General features: G+C 57.4%; 19 protein-coding genes. 12 read left to right on the top strand and 7 right to left on the bottom strand.

Annotated features, from left to right (window positions below; all coding sequences use genetic code 11):
- Nucleotides 1-37: 37 nt before the first annotated feature.
- Nucleotides 38-715: a DUF502 domain-containing protein gene (locus GOW93_RS08555; RefSeq protein ID WP_170383132.1), complete on the top strand. Its 678-nt coding sequence runs from the start codon at nt 38-40 to the stop codon at nt 713-715.
- Here GOW93_RS08555 and GOW93_RS08550 read toward each other — a convergent pair whose 3' ends face one another.
- A complete protein-coding gene (locus tag GOW93_RS08550; protein ID WP_170383130.1) occupies nt 716-1,741 on the bottom strand; it encodes a patatin-like phospholipase family protein in 1,026 nt (341 codons plus the stop codon).
- A 64-nt stretch (nt 1,742-1,805) separates the two neighbouring features.
- Nucleotides 1,806-2,579, bottom strand: a complete 774-nt coding sequence (locus GOW93_RS08545; RefSeq protein ID WP_170383128.1) for a 3-hydroxybutyrate dehydrogenase — start codon at nt 2,577-2,579, stop codon at nt 1,806-1,808.
- 293 nt (nt 2,580-2,872) lie between these two features.
- Between GOW93_RS08545 and GOW93_RS08540 the strand changes: the two genes are divergently transcribed.
- A complete protein-coding gene (locus tag GOW93_RS08540; protein WP_170383126.1) occupies nt 2,873-4,687 on the top strand; it encodes an extracellular solute-binding protein in 1,815 nt (604 codons plus the stop codon).
- A 539-nt stretch (nt 4,688-5,226) separates the two neighbouring features.
- Nucleotides 5,227-5,463, top strand: coding sequence for a hypothetical protein (locus GOW93_RS08535; RefSeq protein WP_170383125.1), 237 nt, complete (start codon nt 5,227-5,229; stop codon nt 5,461-5,463).
- Here the strand turns inward: GOW93_RS08535 and GOW93_RS08530 are convergent.
- The gene (locus GOW93_RS08530; RefSeq protein WP_170383123.1) at nt 5,452-6,075 is read right to left on the bottom strand and encodes a helix-turn-helix domain-containing protein; all 624 of its coding nucleotides are present in this window, start codon (nt 6,073-6,075) and stop codon (nt 5,452-5,454) included. The two genes, GOW93_RS08535 and GOW93_RS08530, sit on opposite strands and share 12 nt — an antisense overlap.
- 65 nt (nt 6,076-6,140) lie before the next feature.
- On the opposite strand from GOW93_RS08530, the gene GOW93_RS08525 reads away from it, so the two are divergent.
- The 5 genes from GOW93_RS08525 to GOW93_RS08505 all read left to right on the top strand — a co-directional run bounded on the left by GOW93_RS08525 (nt 6,141) and on the right by GOW93_RS08505 (nt 11,992).
- The gene (locus GOW93_RS08525; RefSeq protein ID WP_170383121.1) at nt 6,141-7,658 is read left to right on the top strand and encodes a class I adenylate-forming enzyme family protein; all 1,518 of its coding nucleotides are present in this window, start codon (nt 6,141-6,143) and stop codon (nt 7,656-7,658) included.
- A complete protein-coding gene (locus GOW93_RS08520; protein WP_170383118.1) occupies nt 7,655-8,314 on the top strand; it encodes a DsbA family oxidoreductase in 660 nt (219 codons plus the stop codon). Before GOW93_RS08525 ends, GOW93_RS08520 begins: the two co-directional genes overlap by 4 nt.
- Nucleotides 8,315-8,390: 76 nt before the next feature.
- On the top strand, nt 8,391-9,599 hold the full coding sequence (locus GOW93_RS08515; protein WP_170383116.1) for a multidrug effflux MFS transporter: 1,209 nt from the start codon (nt 8,391-8,393) through the stop codon (nt 9,597-9,599).
- A gap of 57 nt (nt 9,600-9,656) precedes the next feature.
- On the top strand, nt 9,657-11,321 hold the full coding sequence (locus GOW93_RS08510; RefSeq protein ID WP_170383114.1) for a tetratricopeptide repeat protein: 1,665 nt from the start codon (nt 9,657-9,659) through the stop codon (nt 11,319-11,321).
- Nucleotides 11,318-11,992, top strand: a complete 675-nt coding sequence (locus GOW93_RS08505; RefSeq protein WP_170383112.1) for an SH3 domain-containing protein — start codon at nt 11,318-11,320, stop codon at nt 11,990-11,992. Before GOW93_RS08510 ends, GOW93_RS08505 begins: the two co-directional genes overlap by 4 nt.
- On the opposite strand, the gene mfd is transcribed toward GOW93_RS08505, so the two are convergent.
- Both mfd and GOW93_RS08495 read right to left on the bottom strand, forming a co-directional pair.
- On the bottom strand, nt 11,989-15,444 hold the full coding sequence (mfd, locus tag GOW93_RS08500; RefSeq protein WP_170383110.1) for a transcription-repair coupling factor: 3,456 nt from the start codon (nt 15,442-15,444) through the stop codon (nt 11,989-11,991). The genes GOW93_RS08505 and mfd overlap by 4 nt on opposite strands.
- A gap of 21 nt (nt 15,445-15,465) precedes the next feature.
- Nucleotides 15,466-15,990 (bottom strand): component of SufBCD complex, encoded by a 525-nt coding sequence (locus GOW93_RS08495; RefSeq protein ID WP_170383108.1) that lies wholly within the window; start codon nt 15,988-15,990, stop codon nt 15,466-15,468.
- Between the two features lie 119 nt (nt 15,991-16,109).
- Between GOW93_RS08495 and hemB the strand changes: the two genes are divergently transcribed.
- The 4 genes from hemB (at nt 16,110) to GOW93_RS08475 (ending at nt 20,956) form a co-directional block, all read left to right on the top strand.
- A complete protein-coding gene (gene hemB / locus GOW93_RS08490; RefSeq protein ID WP_170383106.1) occupies nt 16,110-17,108 on the top strand; it encodes a porphobilinogen synthase in 999 nt (332 codons plus the stop codon).
- A 142-nt stretch (nt 17,109-17,250) separates the two neighbouring features.
- On the top strand, nt 17,251-17,823 hold the full coding sequence (locus GOW93_RS08485) for a YSC84-related protein (protein ID WP_170383104.1): 573 nt from the start codon (nt 17,251-17,253) through the stop codon (nt 17,821-17,823).
- 167 nt (nt 17,824-17,990) lie between these two features.
- Entirely contained in the window at nt 17,991-20,453 is a 2,463-nt protein-coding gene (locus GOW93_RS08480) for a penicillin acylase family protein (protein WP_170383102.1), read from the top strand.
- Between the two features lie 107 nt (nt 20,454-20,560).
- Nucleotides 20,561-20,956, top strand: coding sequence for an SgcJ/EcaC family oxidoreductase (locus GOW93_RS08475; protein ID WP_170383100.1), 396 nt, complete (start codon nt 20,561-20,563; stop codon nt 20,954-20,956).
- Between the two features lie 3 nt (nt 20,957-20,959).
- Here GOW93_RS08475 and hflX read toward each other — a convergent pair whose 3' ends face one another.
- Nucleotides 20,960-22,231 (bottom strand): GTPase HflX, encoded by a 1,272-nt coding sequence (gene hflX, locus GOW93_RS08470; RefSeq protein ID WP_170383098.1) that lies wholly within the window; start codon nt 22,229-22,231, stop codon nt 20,960-20,962.
- Entirely contained in the window at nt 22,231-22,470 is a 240-nt protein-coding gene (gene hfq, locus GOW93_RS08465; RefSeq protein ID WP_010440340.1) for an RNA chaperone Hfq, read from the bottom strand. Before hfq ends, hflX begins: the two co-directional genes overlap by 1 nt.
- Between the last annotated feature and the right edge of the window lie 71 nt (nt 22,471-22,541).

Below are 22,541 nucleotides of genomic sequence, written 5' to 3'. Positions count from 1 at the left end.
ACAGCTTACCTAAATCCGCAAACCATTCAGGATCGTAATGAACACACCGTTTGACGAAGAACCCCATCGCCGCCCGGGCCTGTTTTCCCGGCTGCGCGCGTCGTTTCTGACGGGCATCGTTGTCATTGCACCTGTATGGCTGACGATCTGGCTGATCTGGTCGGTGGTCGGTTGGATCGACAGTGCCGTCCTGCCGCTGATACCACAGCAGTTCCAGCCGCAGGAATATGTGGGTATCAACCTCCGTGGCGTCGGTGTCATCATCTTTCTGGTGTTCACCGTTCTGGTGGGCTGGATCGCCAAGGGTATTCTGGGGCGGTCCTTCATCTCGTTCACCGAAAGTCTGGTGGACCGGATGCCAGTCGTCCGCTCGATCTATTCCGGGATCAAGCAAATATCCGAGACCGTCTTTGCCCAGACCGAACGGTCCTTTGAGAAAGCCTGCCTGGTGCAGTATCCGCGCCGGGGTATCTGGGCCATCGGCTTTGTCTCAACCACAGCAAAAGGTGAGGTCACGCACCGCGCTGAAACAGCCGGGGAATTGCTGAGCGTGTTCATTCCGACCACGCCCAACCCGACTTCGGGCTTTTTACTGTTCTTCCCGGCCGAAGACGTGATCCTGCTGGACATGAGTATCGAAGATGCAGCCAAACTGGTGATCTCAGCCGGTCTGGTCTATCCGAACGGCAAGGACCCGACCCAGCCGCCCGAGTGATCAACCGAACATCGTTGGCAGGTCGACGGTGCTGTTCTGCCCCAGGTCATTCTTGTGGCGCGACAGAAACCCATCTGCCGCCGCGCGACCGGCCTCTTTCAGTTTATGCAAGACCACAGGGTTGGGCACGGTCTTGGTTGCCACCGACAGACTATTCATCAACTCGTTGTCGGCAATCATATGCACCAGAACCCGGCTCATCTCACCTGCCTTCAGCTTGCCTTCGGCCAGCAAGCGCTGCACAAAGTTGATGGCCCGCAGTTCCCGAAACAGCGATGAGTTAAATCCTATCTCATTGATCCTATTCTGGATTTGTTGCGGTGTGATGGGAATTTCGTCCCTCTCAAGCGGGTTGATATTCACGATTACTACGTCATCCGGCAAGTCATCGTTGAACAAAGGATACAGCGCCGGATTTCCGGTATAGCCACCATCCCAATAAGCCTCGATCCGGTCGGTCGCAGGGTCGTAAATCTCGACAGCTTTAAATAGGGTCGGCAAACAAGCCGAAGCCAGAATAGCATCCGTCGAGATCTCATCGCCGGTGAAAACCCGAATCTTACCGCTGCGCACACAGGTTGCGCAGACAAACAGACGTGGACCTTCATCGGCACAAATCTCATCGAAATTGAACCTGTCCACCACAGGTTCCAACGGGTTGCTGTAAAACGGACCATAAGCATAGGGTGACACCATCCGCGACCACGCATCGCCAATTGAATAAGGCAGCGAATACTCAATGGCCCGAGAGATACTGCCGGGTTCAATCCCCCGGAACCAGTTTGACACGCGCATATCCGAAGTCGCGCCCATCCGCTGCCACAGCCTGTCCAGGCTTTCTCGCGCGCCTTTCCGGCCCGAATGAACCATGCCGGATTTGAATGCAGCGCCATTCAACGCCCCGGCCGAAGTTCCAGTGATTGCTGCCACCTCGATATCTTCTTCGTCCAGCAAACGATCCAGAACGCCCCAGGTGAACGCCCCATGCGCCCCGCCGCCCTGAAGGGCCAGATTGATCCGTTTCACAACGCCGCCCTTTCATCTTTTCCGAAATACTCCGGGGGTATGGGGACAGAGCCCCCATGAACCCTCACAACGCCGTCCAGCCTCCGTCAACCGAGATCGTCGTTCCAGTGATCTGCGCCGCTGCATCCGAGCACAGGAAAATCGTGGTGCCGCCCAGTTGCTCGACCGTCGCAAATTCTTTCGAGGGTTGGCGTTCCAGCAGGATGTTCTTCACCACATCCTCGCGACTCATGTTGTATTCTTTCATCGTGTTCGGAATCTGTGCCTCAACCAGCGGGGTCAGTACATAACCCGGGCAGATTGCATTACAGGTAATCGGTTCCTGCGCGGTCTCCAGCGCCACGGTCTTGGTCATCCCAACGACACCATGTTTCGCAGCAATATAGGCCGCTTTAAACGGCGAGGCCGTCAGACCATGTGCCGAGGCGATATTGACGATCCGACCCCAACCCGCCTTGCGCATCATTGGCAACGCCGCAGCCATTGTGTGAAAAGCCGAATTCATGTTGATCGCAATGATCGCGTCCCATTTGTCGGTCGGAAACTGATCAATCGGCGCGACATGCTGGATGCCCGCATTGTTCACGAGAATGTCACAGGCACCGACCTTTTCAATCAGCGCACGGCATTCATCCCCTTTGGACATGTCCGCCTTGATATAGCGCGCGTTGGTTCCGGTCTCTTGCGCGATCTCAGCAGCCAGGGCGTGATCCTCATCCCGGTCGGTGAACGAGTTCAGAACGACATCGGCGCCGGCCTTGGCCAGTTCACGCGCAACACCCAACCCGATCCCCGAGTTCGACCCTGTGATGATCGCTGTTTTTCCTGAAAGGCTCATATGCTCTCTCCCTCAAAGTCCGATTTGGCGGCACAGTGCCATGCTGCATCTGCAAAGGGAACGGGGAAACATCAGGGTTCCGCACCCTTGATGCGATTAGCCCAAAAAAAACGCCCGCACGAAGCGGGCGTTAAGTTATTGAGGCAGGTTTCATACAGGCAAGAAACCTATCGAGCAGTGCAACCTTTATAAGCAATTTCTTGCATCCGTCCAAGCTAAAAGTTTGAAAATATGAAAAATCATCAGTACGTTGAACACCAACAAAATAAGGCCTGAGCAGGATTGTTTCCAAAATGAGCCCCGATTATCTACGCCCCGTCCGTCATGTGATTGCGGGAATCGCCTCTGTTTTTGCCGCCACAATTGCCAGTGCAGAATCGAGTCATGGCATAGCTATGTATGGCGACCCTGCCCTACCACCGGATTTTGTGTCTCTTCCTTACGCCAACCCGGATGCACCCAAAGGCGGTAAAGTCGTTTTCGGAAATACCGGGGGCTATAACAGCTTGAACCCGTTTGTGCAAAAAGGCACCTCGCCCTGGCAATTGCGATTTTGGACCCACGAAAGCCTGATGGGTCGATCCTGGGACGAACCTTTCACTCTTTACGGGTTGTTAGCCGAATCAGTTGAGACTGCGCCGGACCGGTCTTGGGTCGAATTTACCCTGCGCGAAGACGCCCGGTTTTCGAATGACAGTCTTGTGACCGTTGATGATGTTATCTGGTCGTATGAGACCTTGGGCACCGAAGGACACCTGCGGTATCGGGGGCTTTGGGGCAAGATCGATAGCATCAAGCAAACTGGCCCACGCAGCGTTCGAATTAGCTTCAATGAACCGGATCGAGAGCTTGCCCTGATCGCCGGTCTGCGCCCGATCCTCCAAAAAGCTCAGTGGGAGGGGAAGGATTTCGCAGATGCCGCGCTGCACGATGTTCCAGTGGGCTCGGGACCTTACTTTGTCGATAGCTACGAGGCTGGACGCTATGTGAACCTGCGCCGCAACCCCAAATATTGGGGTGCGGATATCCCGTTCCGCCAAGGCACCATGAACCTCGACGAAATACGGATCGAATTCTACGGCGATGGCACAGTCTTGTTCGAAGCCTTCAAAGCCGGAGAACTGACCGCCATCCGCGAATTCAACGCCGACAAGTGGGACACGCAATACAACTTTCCTGCGGTGCAACGCGGCGATGTCGTCAAAACCGAAATCCCGCACGGCAAGCCTTCGGGCATGACAGGCTTTGTCATGAACACGCGCAAAGCTCCATTTGACGACTGGCGCGTGCGTGAGGCGCTTTTGCTGGCGTTTAACTTCGAATACATCAACGACACGATCACAGGTGGCGCACAGCCTCGGATCACCTCGTTTTTCTCTGGCTCCGATCTGGGCATGCAACCTGGTCCGGCCACAGGCAAAGTTGCCGAGTTGCTGGAGACCTACCAAGACGGCTTGCCCCCAGGAACGTTGGAGGGGTATGCCCTGCCTGTCGGGGACGGCTCGGCCCGCAACCGATCCAACATTCGCAAGGCCAACAAGCTACTGTCCGAGGCTGGCTGGACCGTTCAAGATGGCGTTTTGCGCAATCAAGACGGTAAGGATTTCACCATCACCGTGTTGCTGCAACAAGGCGACAGCGAAAGTCAGACCGCCATCGAAATCTATTCCCGAGCACTTGAACGTCTGGGTGTAAAAGTCACTGTCGAACAGGTGGACAGTGCCCAGTTCACCGGCCGCACCGCCGAACTGGATTTCGACATGACAGTTTTTCGGCGTGCACTATCCCTGTCACCCGGCAACGAGCAGCGTCTGTATTGGGGCAGTGAAAACGCGGATACTCCTGGCACGCGCAATCTGATGGGTGTCGCATCTCTGGCCGTGGACGGGTTGATCGACACAATGCTGTCTTCAGAAAGCCATGAGGACTTCGTCGCCGCCACCCGCGCGTTGGACCGTGTTCTGACCGCTGGTCGTTATGTGATTCCGATCTGGAATTTCGATGTGGGGCGCATCGCTCATGCGAAAGAGCTTAAGCAACCCAAAACCCTACCGATCTATGGCGATGGGCCAGAATATATGCCGCAGGTTTGGTGGTACGAAGAATAGCCATCTGTGGCACGTCGCCGAAGACATCAAATCAGGGAGCTTTCCTGTATCGAATGATTACCTGCGCATATTACCATTCGCTTAAACGCCATGCTCGTGGCTGGCGTCTTTCGGCGGATTTCGGCACATCTGCCATAACTACCTAAATATAGAATTAACTTTCCCCACAAACCGCCAGATGTTGGGACGGAACCTAATTCCAGTGAAAAGCCTTGGAACACATACAAGGGACTTTACGGACCACCCGTTTGCGATGTAACATAACTGTATTAAGACGCGCCGTGTGAACGGAATATTTATGATATATTCAGTAGATAGCTTTTCACCTGACGCGCAAAACGAGAATTTTGCGGACCGGCCTCCACTCACTCCAAACTTAGGTCCGTAGGCCCGTTGTGCGCTTAGCTCAACGGGCCTTTTTACCTAACGTCACCCATGCGTGGGTGCGACATTTTGTCATGCGCGCTGATTGCCATGTGATCCGTACCCTGAAATAAGGGCCGAGCAGCCGTGAAACCCGAACTACGGATAGCTGACAAATGTTGAAGTGGACCGACCTGACGCAAGACTGGGATGCAATGTATTCCCGCGCTAAACGGCGTTTTCCAAATCTGCGTGATCAGGACAAGTTGCGGCTGAGTAAAGATCGAAAAGGGTTTGAAGCGTATCTGGCCGAACGCCATCACCTGACCGTAAACGAAGCGCATGAAGAGCTAGAGGATTTTTTATTTACCGAAGGCCTGAACCAAGAGTTCAGCCGGTCTTTAAGCAAGTGATGTGACCCAAAGGATCGTCGCATCCTCGTCGCTGATGGAAATTACGTTGTGCCCCATACTCGCGTCGTAATAGGCGCTGTCGCCGCGACGCATTTCAACGGGTTCGTAGAACTCGGTGTACAGTTTTACGACTCCGGTAAGAACATACAGGAATTCTTCACCGTCATGGCGCACCCAGCCGTCGAACTCATTCATTGATCGGGCCCGCACGCGCGCGCGATAGGGCAGCATTTGCTTTTTCGTCAGCGTTTCAGCCAGCAACTCATGTTCATAAGTCACCGTTGGATGCGCGGCGCCTTCTCCCATTCGGGTCACGGCCATTCGGCCAATAACCTGTTCACGCTGTGGCGGTGTGAACAACTGAGGCACCGAAATCTCTAACCCAGTCGCCAGCTTTTTCAGCGCGTCATAGGTTGGCGACATCTGACCGTTTTCGATCTTGCTGAGAGTCGACCGCGCCAGCCCCGCCTGCGAGGCGGCCTGTTCCAGAGTCCAGTTCCGCGCCTTGCGCAACTCGCGCACGCGCGCGCCCAGATCAAGCGGTTCAGGATCAGTATGTTCACCCGAGTCTCGGGCGATACGGATCAGAGATGGCTGTTCTTTCGTGCTCATGCGCAACTCTATAGGGCCAGCTTGCCACGCTTGCAACGCGCCAATCCACACGATAGCCAGTTGCCATGCTTTCCGTTTTCGATCAGGGGCCACCTCCGCCCTGCCCTGCACCGTTCAACCTCGCCGCGCATGTTCTACGCCGGGCGAATGACCATTCAGACAAAATCGCGTTGTCGGTTCTGCAAAGTGACGGATCCGAGGAGTGGACCTATGGCGCTTTGCAAGCGGCCATTCTGGGTACCGCAACCGGACTTTTGAACGCCGGGCTAAAACCGGGTGACATCGCCTTGATGCGGTTGGGGAACACCGTGGATTTCCCGATTGCATATCTTGCGGCGATTGCGGTCGGGATCGTGCCGGTTCCAACATCGTCACAACTGACCGAGCCCGAAACCGCGCGCATGATCGCAGACCTGAAACCAGCAGCGATCCTTCGAGACCCAGCCGTCGCATGCGCGGCGCACCCGTTCCAGATTACACTGGAAGAGTTGTCCCGTATGCGCGCCCTGCCTCCGGCAGAATTTGAGTTCGGCGACCCGAACCGGCTTGCCTATGTCGTCTATACGTCCGGAACGTCCGGGAAACCACGCGCTGTTGCTCACGCCCACCGCGCCATCTGGGCGCGTCAGATGATGGTCGAAGGTTGGTATGGGCTGAGAAACTCGGACCGCGTGTGTCATGCAGGGGCGTTCAATTGGACCTATACGCTGGGCACTGGTTTGATGGATCCCTGGACCATGGGTGCAACTGCACTGATCCCAGAGCCGGGCACCGACCCAGACACCCTGCCCGCCTTGTTGCGACGACACAACGCAACGATTTTTGCGGCGGCACCCGGTGTGTTCCGTAAATTGCTCAAAACCGCACATGATCTCCACCTACCAAACTTGCGCCACGGTTTGTGCGCCGGGGAAAAACTCTCGCGGCACCTGCATGCGCAATGGGCCGAAGCAACTGGAACCGAATTGTTTGAAGCTTACGGCATGTCCGAATGCTCGACCTTCATCTCGTCCAGCCCAGCCCACCCGGCACGCGGCGAGGCATTGGGGCAACCACAACCGGGACGCCGGGTCGCGATCCTCGGGCCGGACGGTCCGGTCCCCCAGGGACAGGAGGGGACCATTGCCATTCATCGCTCGGACCCCGGCCTGATGCTGACCTATCTGAACGCGCCGGAAGAAGCGCAGGCACGGATGCAGGGTGACTGGTTCCTGACAGGCGATCAGGGCGCGATGGCTGTGGACGGGCAGATCACCTATCTGGGCCGCGACGATGACATGATGAATGCAGGCGGCTATCGCGTGTCCCCGGTCGAGGTTGAGGCCGCGCTGTCCAAATACCCCGGCATAACGCAGGTGGGCGCCGCGGCAGTTGAGGTCAAACAGGACACATTTGTGATAGCAGCCTTCTACACAGGCCCGGAAAAGCTGGACGATGACGCGTTGCGCACCTATGTCGAAGCAAATCTGGCGCGGTACAAACAGCCGCGCGCGTTCATTCATCTGCCCGAGCTTCCGACCGGCGGCAATGGCAAACTCCTGCGCCGGGCGCTGCCGGCCTATTTCAAGGCGAATACACCATGACCCAGACCGTCAAACTTGACATCATGTCCGACCCGATCTGCCCGTGGTGCTATATCGGCAAGACCCATCTGGACAAGGCTTTGGCCGCTATCCCCGACCATCCGATGGTAATCGAATGGCATCCCTTTCAGCTTAACCCCGACATGCCCGACGAAGGCATGGACCGGCGCGAGTATCTGGAAGGCAAATTCGGCGGCAAGGATGGCGCTGTTCTCGCTTATGCACCGGTTGTTGAACACGCCGAGAAAGCTGGATTAAACATCGACTTCGAAGGCATGAAACGCACGCCCAATACGCTGGATGCCCACCGCCTGATCCATTGGGCCGGTATCGAAGGCAAACAGAATGAGGTCGTGGATGCGCTTTTTGACGCCTACTTTGTGCAGGCACGTGATATCGGCAACCATGAGGTTTTAGCAGACATCGCCGACGCTGCTGGCATGGACGCTGCCGTTATTCTCAAACTGCTGAATTCCGACGCCGACCGCGAAGATATCCGCAACCGCGACACCCATTCGCGCCAGATGGGTGTGAACTCGGTTCCGACCTATATCGTGGCCAACCAGCACGCGGTTCCCGGCGCTCAACCGCCTGAAATGTGGGAAAAAGTTATCGGCGAAATCATGTCTCAGCTTGAGGCTTCCCCTGCAAATTAGCACAGGTCTCTGTGCATTATGATGCCTAGCGCCACCTGACCCGTCGTGATAGCGCGAACAGGTCAGGAGGGGCACTATGGCCAATCGTATGTCTTCGGGAGAATTCATCGCACTCGTCGCAATGATGTTTGCGACCATTGCGTTTTCGATCGACTCGATGTTGCCTGCGCTGCCCGAGATCGGTGCACAACTTAGCCCTGATGACACCAACAGGGCGCAGCTGATCCTGACGTCATTTGTGCTGGGCATGGGTATCGGCACTTTTTTTGTCGGTCCGCTGTCGGACGCGTTCGGGCGCAAACCGGTCATCTATGTAGGTTCGGCTCTTTACATCATTTCTGCGGCAATCGCTTGGGCCAGTTCCTCGTTGGAGCTGCTGTTAATCGCGCGGGTCGCGCAGGGTATCGGCTGCGCCGCACCGCGCGTCGTGGCGATGGCCATAATCCGGGATCTGTATTCAGGCCGGGAAATGGCCCGGATCGTCTCTATCGCAATGATGATCTTTACACTGGTCCCGGCCGTCGCGCCGATGCTGGGGGCCGGTGTGATCTCTGTTGCAGGATGGCGCGCCATCTTTGTGTCATTCATCCTGTTCTCAGTCATCACAGTGATCTGGATGGGCTTGCGCCTGCCTGAATCTCTGAAGCCCGAGAACCGCAGGCCTCTGCGCCTGCCCTTGATGGCTTCGGCTGCGCGCGAGATGTTCAACCACCCGACCGTGCGTGTCTCAATCTTCGTGCAGACCTTGTGTCTGGGTATTCTGTTCACAACTCTGACCATGGTTCAGCCAGTCTATGACGTGATCCATGACAGCGCAGACAGCTTCCCTTTCTGGTTCGGGTTCGTGGCCCTTATGGCGGGCTCGGCCAGCCTGCTGAACGCGGCGCTGGTAATCCGCGTAGGTATGCGGCGGCTGGTGACATGGGCCTTGGGGGCGCAAATTGTCATCACCACAGGTGTAATCACGCTGAACATGATGCCGCTGTCACCAAACTTGTCCTTTGCGGTTTTCGTCTTTTGGCAAACGTCCATCTTTTTCATGGCAGGCATGACCATGGGCAACCTGAACGCGATCGCGATGGAGCCGATGGGACATATTGCTGGTATGGCAGCCTCGGTGATCGGAGCGTTCTCGACCGTTCTGGCCGCCGCCATTGCCGCGCCAATCGGGCTTTTATTCGACGGTACTTTGGTCCCCTTGAGCACTGGCATTCTGGTCATGAGTCTGAGCGGGTTCGGGCTGATGCTGCATATGGGGCGGATCGAAAACAGGCTGCCTGCCTGATCTGTGCAGCTTGCGCGAATCCCGCTAACCTCCTCTTGATCCGAGGGGAGATTTTCGATGAGCGACTATTACGATCTTGGCACACATTCCAGTCCGGTCACCACGTCCGTTCCCGAAGCGCAGCTGTGGTTTGATCGCGGGCTGATCTGGACCTATGGCTATAATCATGATGAGGCCGTTGTCTGTTTCCAACGCGCCGCCGAGCACGATCCAACCTGCGCCATGGCCTATTGGGGGATCGCCTATGCGGCTGGACCGAACTACAATCTGCCATGGGATTTGCGGGACGACCGCGGCCAGCAGAAAGCGCTGAATCAGGCGTATGATGCCACCCAACGAGCGTTAGAATTGCTCAAGACCTGCACCCCAGTTGAACAGGCGCTGATCCGTGCCCTTCCCGCACGTTACCCTCAGCGTGATCCGATCGCGGATATGCACGGATGGAATCATGATTTTGCCAACGCCATGCGCGCCGCTTTTGCCGCGCAGCCCGATCATCTGGACCTGCGCACCATCTATGTTGAGGCATTGCTGAACCTGACACCCTGGCAAATGTGGGACCTCAAGACAGGTCAGCCCGCCGAGGGCGCGGCCACGGTTGAGGCGCAGAAGGCGCTTGAGGACGCAATGGCCAACGATCCTGCCGCCCTGTCCCATCCGGGACTGCTTCACCTCTATGTGCATCTGATGGAAATGTCTCCGACCCCAGAGGCGGCTTTGAAAGCAGGGGATGTCCTGCGCACCTTGGTGCCCGATGCGGGCCATCTGGTGCATATGCCAACCCATATCGACGTGCTTTGCGGCCACTATCACAACGTCGTTTACTGGAACGAGAAAGCTACAATCGCCGATCTGAAGTATTACGAGCGGGAAGGCGCGTTCAACATCTACACCGGCTACCGGCAACACAATTACCACTTCGCTATCTACGGGGCGCTGTTTCTGGGCCAGATGGAACCCGCCCTGCGTGCCAACAAAGGTTTGTGGGACACCACGCCAGAGGACATGCTTCGCATCGAAAGCCCACCCATGGCCGATTATTTCGAAAGCTATATGTCCATGGGCCCGCACATCCTAATCCGTTTTGGCCGGTGGGAAGAAGCCAAATCGCTGGAACTGCCCAAGGACCCTGATCTATTCCGCACTCTAACTGCGACCATCCACTACGCCCGCGCCATTGCGCATGCTGCGACAGGTGATGTGACCAAAGCAGAGGCCGAAGAACACCTTTTCCTTTCAGCCAAAGCCTGCGTTCCCGAAACGCGACTACTGCACAACAACCGTGTCGTCGATCTGCTCGAGATCGCTCGCGAAATGCTTCGTGGTGAAATCGAGTATCGCAAAGGCAATTACGACATGGCCTATGCCCACCTGCGCCGCTCGGTCGAGTTGGATGATACGCTACCCTATGATGAGCCATGGGGTTGGATGCAGCCCACCCGTCACGCGCTGGGGGCGTTGCTGTTTGAGCAAGGCCATGTTGTTGAGGCCGAGGCCTTCTATCGCGAAGACCTCGGATTAGGCGGCGCGCTGAGCCGCGCCTCGATCCATCCGGACAATGTTTGGAGCCTTAAGGGACTCTATGATTGCCTTAAGGCACGGGGGGAACAGGATGAGATCAAACAGATCAAACAGCGCCTTGACCTTGCTCTGGCCCGGGCCGACCGGGCAGTTGGTGCGTCCTGCTTCTGCGCTCAGGCAGCGATGAGGGCCGCCGAATGAGATACTGTTTACTATTGGTCGCTTTGATCGGTGGGCCTGCCCTTGCAGATCGCCAGTCCTTTCCGCCCGTCGATCAGGCCGATCAAGACCCGTCTCTGGTGGCATTTCGGGACGAATTGCTAATACAGGTCAAGGCACGCGACATCGAAGCCATCGTTGCCGAGGCTTGCCCAGATATCTACCTAAGTCACGGCGGCGGCGGTGGTCCCGAGGAACTGCGCGCCAATCTAGTTCTCGACCCCAATACCCTTTCGGAAGAGGTCCGTGGGAACGCCAATGCGCTGCGCGACCAGTATTGGACCGATCTGGAAAACACCCTGTCCCAACCTGGTTATTTCGACGACGAAGGCGAGTTCTGGATGCCGCATCAATGGCAGATCACTCTGCCCGCCTCTTTGGATCCGCAGCTAGCATATTTCGTCACGGGAACAGATGTATCTCTGCGTCAAAGACCGGATCGCACCGCGCCTATTCTGGGGCTGATCAGCTACGAAATCGCAATCATCCGCGAGTTTCAGGACGGTGCCGACTATCAGCGCGTATTGCTGACTGACGGTACGCAAGGCTATATGCATACCGATTTTCTGTGGCCTATGACCGGTTACCGCGCCGCTTTCGTTAAATCCGACGCGGGTAACTGGCAGTTATGTACCTTTGTCAGCGGCGACTAGGCCTTGGCCTTCTTCTTTTCGGCCACAAGCTTTTCCGCCAGATCACGTGCAATGGCAAAGGCGCCCTTGATCTTGTCGCTGTCCTTTTTCCAGTCACGGCGCACGACGATCTTGTTGTCCTTGACCTTCGCCAGACCGCGCTGGTTCTGAATAAATTCGACCAATCCCTGAGGGGACGCGAACTTGTCATTGTGGAATTGGATCGTCGCACCCTTCGGCCCACCATCCAGCTTGGCAATGCCCGCGCGCTTACACATCGCCTTGATGCGCACGACCAGCATCAGGGTGTTTACCTCTTTCGGCAGCTTGCCAAAGCGGTCGATCAACTCAGCGGCGAAGCCTTCCAGTTCTACCTTGGTTGAAAGCGACGACAGACGACGGTAGAGGCCCAGACGCACGTCCAGATCGGGCACGTAGTCCTCGGGGATCAGTACCGGCACGCCCAGGTTGATCTGCGGAGCCCATTGATCGTCAGCATCCGACAGCCCCTCCATCTCACCGGCTTTGATCTTGGCAATCGCCTCTTCCAACATCGATTGATAGAGCTCATAGCCCACATCGCGCATCTGGCCGGATTGTTCCTCACCCAACAGATTGCCCGCGCCGCGAATATCCAGGTCTTGGCTGGCCAGCGTGAACCCGGCCCCCAACGTGTCCAATGACCCCAGAACCCTAAGACGTTTTTCAGCCGTGGCGGTCAGTTTCTGGCGCGGTTTCGTCGTCAGATAGGCATAGGCACGGGTTTTCGAGCGCCCTACCCGACCGCGTATCTGATACAGCTGCGCAAGCCCGAACATATCCGCACGATGCACAACCATCGTATTCGCCGTCGGAATATCCAGCCCGCTTTCAACAATCGTCGTGGCCAGCAGCACATCATACTTGCCGTCATAGAACGCGTTCATCCGGTCATCGAGTTCACCAGCCGCCATTTGACCATGAGCGATCACATAGGTCAGTTCCGGCAGTTGTTCCTTTAGGAAATCCTCTATCTCGGGCAGATCCGAGATGCGTGGGACCACATAGAAACTCTGCCCGCCGCGATAATGTTCCCGCAGCAACGCCTCGCGGATTGTGACGGCGTCGAATTCGCTGACATAGGTGCGGATCGCAAGGCGGTCGATGGGCGGCGTGCCGATGATCGACAGATCGCGCACACCAGTCAGCGACAATTGCAGAGTGCGCGGGATCGGCGTGGCTGTCAGGGTCAGCACATGAATGTCGGAACGCAGTTGTTTCAGGCGTTCTTTATGCCCAACGCCGAAATGCTGTTCCTCATCGATTATAAGCAGGCCAAGGTTGTTGAACCGGATACCCTTGGCCAACAGCGCATGGGTCCCAATAACGATATCGACTGTGCCACGCGCCAGACCATCCCTTGTTTGCTGCGCCTCTTTGGCAGACACAAACCGCGACAGTTGCCGCACTTCCAGCGGGAAGCCCCGGAAACGTTCCTTGAACGATGCTGCGTGTTGGCGCGCCAGCAGTGTGGTCGGAGCAACTACTGCCACCTGAACGCCCGACATAGCGGCAACAAAGGCTGCACGCATCGCCACTTCGGTCTTGCCAAAGCCCACGTCTCCGCAGATCAGGCGATCCATCGGCGCGCCGGAGTGCATGTCTTCCATCACCTCGAAAATGGCGCGCAGTTGGTCGTCGGTTTCCTGATAGGGGAACCGGGCGCTGAACTCTTCCCACGCATGAGGCGGCGGGTCCATGACCGGCGCCTTGCGCAAGGCACGTTCGGCGGCGATGCGGATCAGCTTGTCCGCCATCTCGCGGATACGCTCTTTCAGCTTGGCTTTCTTCGCCTGCCATGCGCCGCCGCCCAGACGGTCTAGCAGACCTTCATCGTGGCCGTATTTCGACAGCAACTCGATATTCTCAACGGGCAGATACAGCTTTGCCTGCTCGGCGTATTCCAGCAGCAAACATTCATGAGCAGCCCCCGCAGCGGTGACCACCTCCATCCCAAGATAACGGCCAATGCCGTGATCCACATGAACCACCAGATCACCGGGGGTAAGCGATTGCGTCTCGGTCAGGAAATTCTCGGCCTTGCGGCGTTTTTTGGGTTGGCGGATCAAGCGATCACCCAAAACATCCTGTTCCGCTACAACCGTAAGACCGGGTGTTTCGAACCCGTGTTCCAACGCCCAAACTGCCAGATGCAATCCGCGTTTTCCGATGCGGGTACCGTTGGATACGGGGATGGCCTCGGCCAGCCCTTCATCCTCGATCAGCCCGGTCAGGCGTTCGCGCGCCCCTTCGGAATAGGACGCGATCAGCACCGGCCCCTTGGCCATCTTGTCGGTGATATGGCCAGCCAGCGCACCAAACAGGCTAATGCTTTCCTGCTGCCGTTCGGGGGCAAAGTTACGGCCGATCCGTCCGCCCGCGTCGATCACTCCGGGGCCACTGGCCTGCGGCAGCGGGCTGAATTGCATAACGCGACGGTCGCCGACCGCCTGCTGCCAGGCGGCGTCGTCCAGATACAGCAAGCCCGGCGGCGTCGGTTTGTAAACCGTGTCAATGCGCGATCGGTTCTCTAACGCCAGCTTCCGGGTCTGGTACTGATCTTCAATACTGTCCCACCGGGCGAGCCGAGCGGGCGTGACCTGATCATCCAGAGTGATCGTGGCCCCCGGCAAATAGTCGAACAGCGTTTCCAATTTTTCGTGGAAGAAGGGCAGCCAGTGTTCGATGCCCTGATGCTTGCGGCCCGCACTGACCGCCTCGTACAGCGGATCGTCCGTGCCCGCTGCGCCAAACTCGATGCGATAGTTTTGGCGGAAGCGGGTGATGGCGGCCTCGTCCAGAATAACCTCAGAGACCGGAGCCAGCTCTACTACGTCCAGCTTTTCGGTCGTGCGTTGCGACACCGGATCAAACCGGCGCGCCCCATCCAGAACGTCGCCGAACAGGTCCAGACGGACTGGGCCGGATTCACCGGGTGGAAAGATGTCGATGATTCCACCGCGGATCGCATAGTCACCGGGTTCCATAACCGTAGGGCTTTGGGTGAAACCCATGCGCACCAAAAAGTTCCGCAGCGCCGTTTCGTCGACGCGGTGGTCAACGCGCGCCGTGAACGCAGCCTCACGCAGCACATCGCGCGCGGGCACACGCTGGGTCGCCGCATTTAACGTGGTCAGCAGCACGAACCGTTCCGGCATCTGATGCACCAGCGCTGCCAATGTCGCAACGCGGGCCGCCGCGATATCCGCATTGGGCGAAACCCGGTCGTAAGGCAGGCAATCCCAGCCCGGAAAGACAAAGACCGGCATGTCCGGCGCAAAGAAAGCAAGCGCGGCGCGCATCGCCTCCATACGCTTATCCTCGCGCGCGACGTGACAGACCGGCCCTCCGGACCGTACGATCTCATTCAGGACAAGTTGTGCGTCAAACCCTTCAGGGGCGCCGCCAACCGTTACGTGGTTCGGAGCCGTCATCTTCGTGCCTTTCCGAATTTCTTACCCCAGAACCCCGATTGAGAAGTTCTGATACATGCCCCAAAAAGAAGTGATCAGGATCGAAATCATTCCAATAATCTGCGTATAGATCCTGCATCGCGTCAAAGTCTTACCTACGACCTCAAGCGTTCCCTCGCTGTTCTTTAATCTACGTGCAGCCCTGATATTGAGCAGCATCACAAAGCTACCCGGAAAAAGCAGAAGGAATACTGCCTGTGCGAACTCGACCCCATAGTAAAAACCAAGCATCGCGAGACCAGTGAAAATGAAACAGGACAAACCCAGAATGATCTGGCCGGACACATCAACGATGTAAAGCAGACGGTTAGTGTTGATCCGCACGATATCCAATAGATCGCGCTCGGCCTGCCCACCGGCACGGCGTGCGCGCACCAATAGGTCAAATGGCACACCCATCGCCCAGTGGCTGGCCGATGACCACAAAACGGCCAGACAGATCCAATACCACAGATTCGAAAAACTGCGCATGTCGATGATTTCGAATAGCGAAGAGTATAAGTCCAAGCGTCAGCCCTTTGTTCTCAGTCCTGAGGGGCTTTTTCGCACAGGCGCGTCCATCGTTACCCTTGAGACTACGGAGAATTCATGCCACCCAATGCGGAATTATTCAAGGAGAGCGCGACATGAAACCGACCATCGCCCCTTATCCCCTGACCCGTTTCCGCAGGGCGCGCCAATCTCAGGCCGTGCGGGGGCTTGTCCGGGAAAATACGCTCACTACCGACGATCTGATCTGGCCGGTTTTCGTACGCGATGGAGAGGGCATAGAAGAGCCCGTGCCGTCAATGCCAGGCGTTGTGCGTCGGTCGGTTGATCTGATAGCCAAAGCCGCAGTTGAAGCACAGGCGCTGGGAATTCCGGCGATTTGCATCTTTCCATACACCGACCCCAGCCTGAAAACCGAGGACTGCGCCGAGGCCTGGAATCCCGATAACTTGTCGAACCGCGCCATTCGCGCGATCAAGGCCGCGGCCCCAGATGTCGCGGTGATGACCGACGTGGCTCTGGACCCCTACAACATCAATGGTCATGACGGCTATGTGGTAGATGGCGAGATCGTGAACGACCAGACTGTCGAGGCACTGGTGAAAATGACGTTGGCCCAAGCAGAATCTGGTGCCGATATCATCGGCCCATCCGACATGATGGACGGACGGATTGGCGAAATGCGTCGGGCGTTAGAGGCTGCGGGCCACCAGAACGTGATGATCCTCAGCTATGCCGCCAAATACGCCAGCGCCTTTTACGGACCGTTCCGCGACGCGGTGGGAGCTTCGGGTGCGCTGACAGGCGACAAGAAGACTTATCAGATGGATCCGGCCAACTCGAACGAGGCCCTGCGCCTGATTGAGCGTGACCTGACCGAGGGCGCAGACATGGTGATGATCAAGCCCGGTATGCCTTATCTGGATATCTGTCGCCGTGTGAAAGACACGTTTGGCGCGCCGACCTACGCTTATCAGGTGTCAGGCGAATACGCGATGGTTCAGGCGGCTGCGCAGAACGGATGGATAGACGGAGAAAAGGTGATGCTGGAAAGCCTTTTGGCGTTCAAGCGCGCAGGCTGTGACGGCATCCTCACATACTTTGCACCGCGGGTCGCACGCTTGCTTCAAGGTTAAAACCCGAAATTGTCGCGGTTTTTCGCCGATTGTACGGCGCGGTCACTCAGCTTTCCCGTGACACACAGGCGCAATCGGCGTATTCTCGCACACAAGATCGGGAACACCCGACAATTCAGGCAGTTATACAGAGATAAAAAACATGAGCAGTTCCAATGCACCCCGACTGAGCCGTCGTGGCTTTGCCTTTGGCATGGCCGGGCTGACACTGACCGCCGCTTGCGGCAATGGCGTCGGCAGTTCCAATGCGGCCAAGATCGACGCCCGCGTCGATGCCACCCTGACCGAGATGTATGCGAGCTATCCCAACACGGTTGAGATCGCAAACAAGGCCAACGGCATGCTGGTCATGCCCCTGATAACCGACGCCGGGTTTATCTTTGGAGGTGCCTACGGCCAAGGCGCATTGCGCATTCAGGGCGCAACCGTTGATTACTATTCCGCTATATCCGGCACTGCCGGCCTGCAGATCGGCGCACAGCAATATGCCCATGTGCTGTTCTTTATGACAGAAGATGCGCTGAACAATTTCCGGCGCTCTAACGGTTGGACCGCCGGAGCCGATATTGGCTACGTGGTGGATGCAACCGGAGATTCGCTGTCAACCGACACCACGACGTTGCGTTCGCCAGTATTGGCGGCAGTGTTTGGCCAGGCCGGCCTGAAATTCGGCGCCACGGTTGAAGGCACAAAATATACACGGATCATTCCTTAACGTCTGGCAACCACTCTCCTACATCAACATCCCCGCCCCGTATGTGGCGGGGATTTTTGTTTAAATCGAAGTAAACGCGAATATTCCCCCGCTGTTCCTCTTTCGGTCAGCAAAGCCATCCATTAATCTCGCGGCAATCGGAACTGGATCAAGGTAGTAGGCCATAAATGGCACTCGTATTTCGCTGGCTCGTGCGCATTACCTCAGGTCTGATAATGCTGGCAGTGGCTGCCATTGCGTTGGTGTATTTTCTGGCCAGTCAATCCTTGCCCGGCTACGACCAAACGGTCGAGGTAAAGGGATTAAGTGCCCCGGTCGAAATCATTCGGGATACGGCCAATGTGCCTCATGTTCTGGCGGCGAATGATCCGGATGTATTCTTTGGCCTCGGTTACGCCCACGCGCAGGACCGTCTCTGGCAGATGACGGTTTTGCGCCGCACAGCGCAAGGCCGTTTGTCCGAAGTTTTTGGCGCGCGCACCGTTCATATCGACAAACTGCTGCGCCGGTTGGATTTGTACGGTCTGGCGCATCGTTCGGTTGAGGTACAAGATGATTACACCAAGGCCGCGCTGCGCGCCTATTCAGCAGGTGTGAATGCGCGGCTGGATGAGATCAACGAAGCCGCACTGGGCCGTGGCGCGCCCGAAATGTTCCTGTTCAATGCGCCCGTATCTCCTTGGCAACCCGGCGACAGTATCGCGGTGATCAAGCTGATGGGCCTGCAACTGTCTGGTCATCTGCAGGATGAGGTGCTGCGCGCACGTACGTCGCTTATACTGAGTGATCCTGCGAGGCTGTCCGATATCCTGCCCGATGTTCCGGGCGCGGGCATTGCAGCCCTGCCGGAATACGCCGCATTGTTTCCGAATGTTCCCCGCTATGCCCGTAGCGTTCCGATGCCCGAGACACCGCTGTCGCCCTTTCCAAAACGAGGGCTGGCTGGGGCTTCAAACGCTTGGACCGCCGCGCCGTCTCGTTCGGCCAGCGGTGGCACATTACTGGCCAACGATCCGCATCTGGGCTTTACCGCGCCCGGCATATGGTATCTGGCTCGGCTGGAGCTGGCCAAGGGTGGCGTCATCGGTGGCACCATCCCCGGTGTTCCGGCCGTCATGACCGGGCGTAGTGATCGTCTGGGCTGGGGGCTGACCTCATCCTATCTGGACGACCAAGACGTACATATCGAGAAGCTGAACCCCGATAACCCCGAGGAATATCTGACACCAGATGGGTACAAAAAGTTCCGCAACCGCCCCTCGATCATCGAGATCAAGGATCAAGCGCCCGTCACCCTAACCCTGCGTTGGACTGAAAACGGCCCGGTCTTGCCCGGCAGCCATTACGATCTGGAAACGATTACGCCACCGGGCCACGTCGCTTCGCTTTCGTGGACAGCTCTCAGCCCGCGCGACACGACGATGACAGCCTCAATGGCGTTGATGAACGCAGACAGCGTTCCAGAAGCCATTGAGGGTGCGGAACTGTATATCTCACCTTCGCAGAACCTGTCACTGGTCGACAAGAATACGATCGGATTGAAATTGATCGGAGCCATGCCAAAGCGCGGCCTACGCAACCAAAGCCGGGGACGTATTCCAACGCCCGGTTGGCTGGCCGAGAACCTATGGCAGGGTCGCCTTCCCTATGCAGACAATCCCGAATTCGTCGCCCCCGCAGGCGGCATTCTGGGCAACACCAACAACAAGATCATCGACCGCCCCTTCCCTGAACACGTATCCTATGAGTGGGGCGACACCCAGCGCGTGCACCGTTGGGAACGCCTGATGCAATCGCGTGAAGTCCACACCCGCGACAGCTTTATCGAGGCGCAACTGGATACCGTCAGCTTTACTGCCCGTTCGCTGCTGCCGCTGATTGGTGCTGATCTGTGGTTCACCGGAGCCTCAGCCCCCGAGGGAACCCCGGAACGCCAGCGCCAAATCGCGCTGTCACTGCTGGCCGAGTGGAATGGTGAGATGAACGAACACCTGCCCGAGCCGCTGATCTATGCGGCCTGGGTTCGGGCGCTGCAAATTCGCTTGATCTCGGATGATTTGGGACCGCTGGCCGCGGAATACAAACATGTCGAGCCACTGTTTATTGAACGTGTCTTCCGCGATATCAATGGCGCCTCTGTATGGTGCGACGTGCGCCAGAGCGCCCCGACCGAGACCTGTACCGACATGGCGCGACTGGCCTTGGACGACGCGCTGATTTGGATTTCCGAGAACTACGGCAGCGCGCTTGAATCCCTTCGCTGGGGTGACGCGCATCAGGCCACCCATGATCATCCGGTTCTGGGCTCGGTGCCAGTGCTGAGGTACTTCGTCAATATCCGCCAATCCACCAGCGGTGGCGACAACACTCTGCTGCGCGGCCGAACCTCAGGCGAGGGCAAAGACCCGTTCCAAAACGTACACGGGGCGGGCTATCGCGGTGTTTACGATTTTGCCGACCCCGATAGCTCGGTCTTTATCACGGCCACCGGTCAGTCGGGTCACTTCTTGTCGCGTTACTATGACGATCAGGCCCAACTGTGGCGTCGTGGGGAATATATTCCGATGTCATTGGATCTGGATTTGGCGCGTGCTGCTGCCGTTGGCGTCACCAACCTGATACCGCGCTGATTATCCCCGCTTCGGCAAGACCTTGCCCCTTTCCGGCGCGGTCATGGACGCAGACGGGTGTTTTCGCCTACGATCTGCGGGCGGACAATTTGGGACCGGGGGCGTGGATGGCTAGTATTCGGGACAGACTTAACAATCTCGCACGCGATTACGCAATTGCTTGGAGTTCAGGCGATGCGGAAGCAGTTGCCAGTTTCTTCGCCGCTGATTGCCAGATGAGCATGAACAGGGCTGAGCCTCTGCAAGGTCGTGCCGCAATTGCTGAAATGGCCCGTGGATTTCAATCCGATTTCCCCGATCTTGAACTGCGCTGCGACATGATGCGTTGGGCCGGAAGCCACGCGATCTTTGTCTGGACGTTTGAAGGTCATCACGCCAAAACAGGCAATCATGTCCTGACGCGGGGATGGGAAGAATGGGACCTGAACGAGAACCACAAGGTCCTGTTTTCGCAGGGATGGTTCGACGTTGAAGACATGCAACGGCAAATCGACGGAGCGTGATCGCTAGAGACCAGCAAACTTCGCCGCCTGTTTTTCGGTCCACAAGACCGTAATCTTGAAGCCATCCTCGGTCTGTTTTTCCGACCGAACCACGTCCTGCCGGAACAGCCACGCACGCTTGTTGCCTTCAGCGAACCCCAACGTCAGCGTCTCCTCATGCCGGACACCTTGCAACTGGGTTGCGATCTCAGCCAGCAGGGGTTCGACGCCTTCTCCCGTCACGGCTGAGATTGCAAAGATCGACGAGTCGCGGTCCGCCCGCTTGAAGGCTGCCTCGCGCTCATCTGCGTTCAGCAGGTCGATCTTGTTCCAGACCTCCAGCCTGGGGCGTTCATCATCAACACCCAACGATGTCAGGATCGTTTCTACGTCTTGCGCCTGCGCGTCGGATTCCTCATGGCTGATGTCACGGACATGGACGACGATATCGGCACCCAAGACTTCCTCAAGCGTGGCGCGGAACGCCGCGACCAATTCGGTCGGCAGGTTCGAGATAAAGCCCACCGTGTCCGACAGGATCACCTCGGGGCCATCAGGCAGTTCGACCCGGCGCATGGTCGGGTCCAGCGTGGCAAACAACATATCCTTTGCCATGACCTCGGCACCGGTCAAGCGATTGAACAGCGTGGACTTACCAGCGTTGGTATAGCCAACCAGCGCGACAATCGGGTACGGCACCTTGGCCCGCGCGGCTCGGTGTAGCGTGCGTGTCTTGACCACCTTCTGAAGCTGACGGCGCAATCGGACGAGTTGTTCGTCAATGGCGCGACGGTCAGCCTCGATCTGGGTTTCACCCGGACCGCCGACAAATCCCAATCCGCCCCTCTGGCGCTCAAGGTGCGTCCAGGCCCGCACCAATCGGGTCCGCTGATAGCTAAGCGCGGCCATCTCGACCTGCAGCACACCCTCGCGGGTGCGGGCGCGGTCACTGAAAATCTCCAATATCAGGCCGGTCCGGTCGAGGATTTTGACCTTCCACGCCTTCTCAAGGTTGCGCTGCTGAACAGGCGTCACCGGTCCGTCGATCAGAACCAGCTCAATCTCACTGTCATGCAGCCGTTCAGCCAGTTCCTCGATCTTGCCGCTGCCAAACAGCAACCCCGGTTGGGCGCGTTGCAGGCGTACGATCTCGGACCCGATCACATCCAGATCGGGCAAAGCGGCGGCCAATGCCACCGCCTCTTCCAGCGCCGGCTCGGGGACACGGCGCTGTTCATCTGATTTGATTTCCGGATGCAGCACCCAAGCGCGGGTGCGCGTCCTGTCATGTTCCATCAAGAGGCGTCTTCGCCCTCATACAGGCTGATCGGCTGCGACGGCATGATCGTCGAAATCGCGTGCTTGTAGACCAACTGCGACTGTCCGTCGCGGCGTAGCAACACGCAGAAATTATCGAACCAGGTGATGACACCTTGCAATTTCACACCGTTGATCAGGAAAATTGTGACCGGGACCTTTGCTTTCCGTACATTGTTCAGGAACGCGTCCTGCAGATTCTGTCTGTCCGAAGCCATATTTTTATAATCTCGCCATTGTTCTTGCTACGCGCTGCGGACCAACGCGCTCCCTCTGGATGAGTATGGAG

It is taken from the genome of Ruegeria atlantica (genome assembly GCF_013032455.1).
Lineage (GTDB): Bacteria > Pseudomonadota > Alphaproteobacteria > Rhodobacterales > Rhodobacteraceae > Ruegeria > Ruegeria atlantica_B.
The sequence above is the reverse complement of the archived record's forward strand: the minus strand, read 5'-3'. Positions and strand labels throughout refer to the sequence as shown.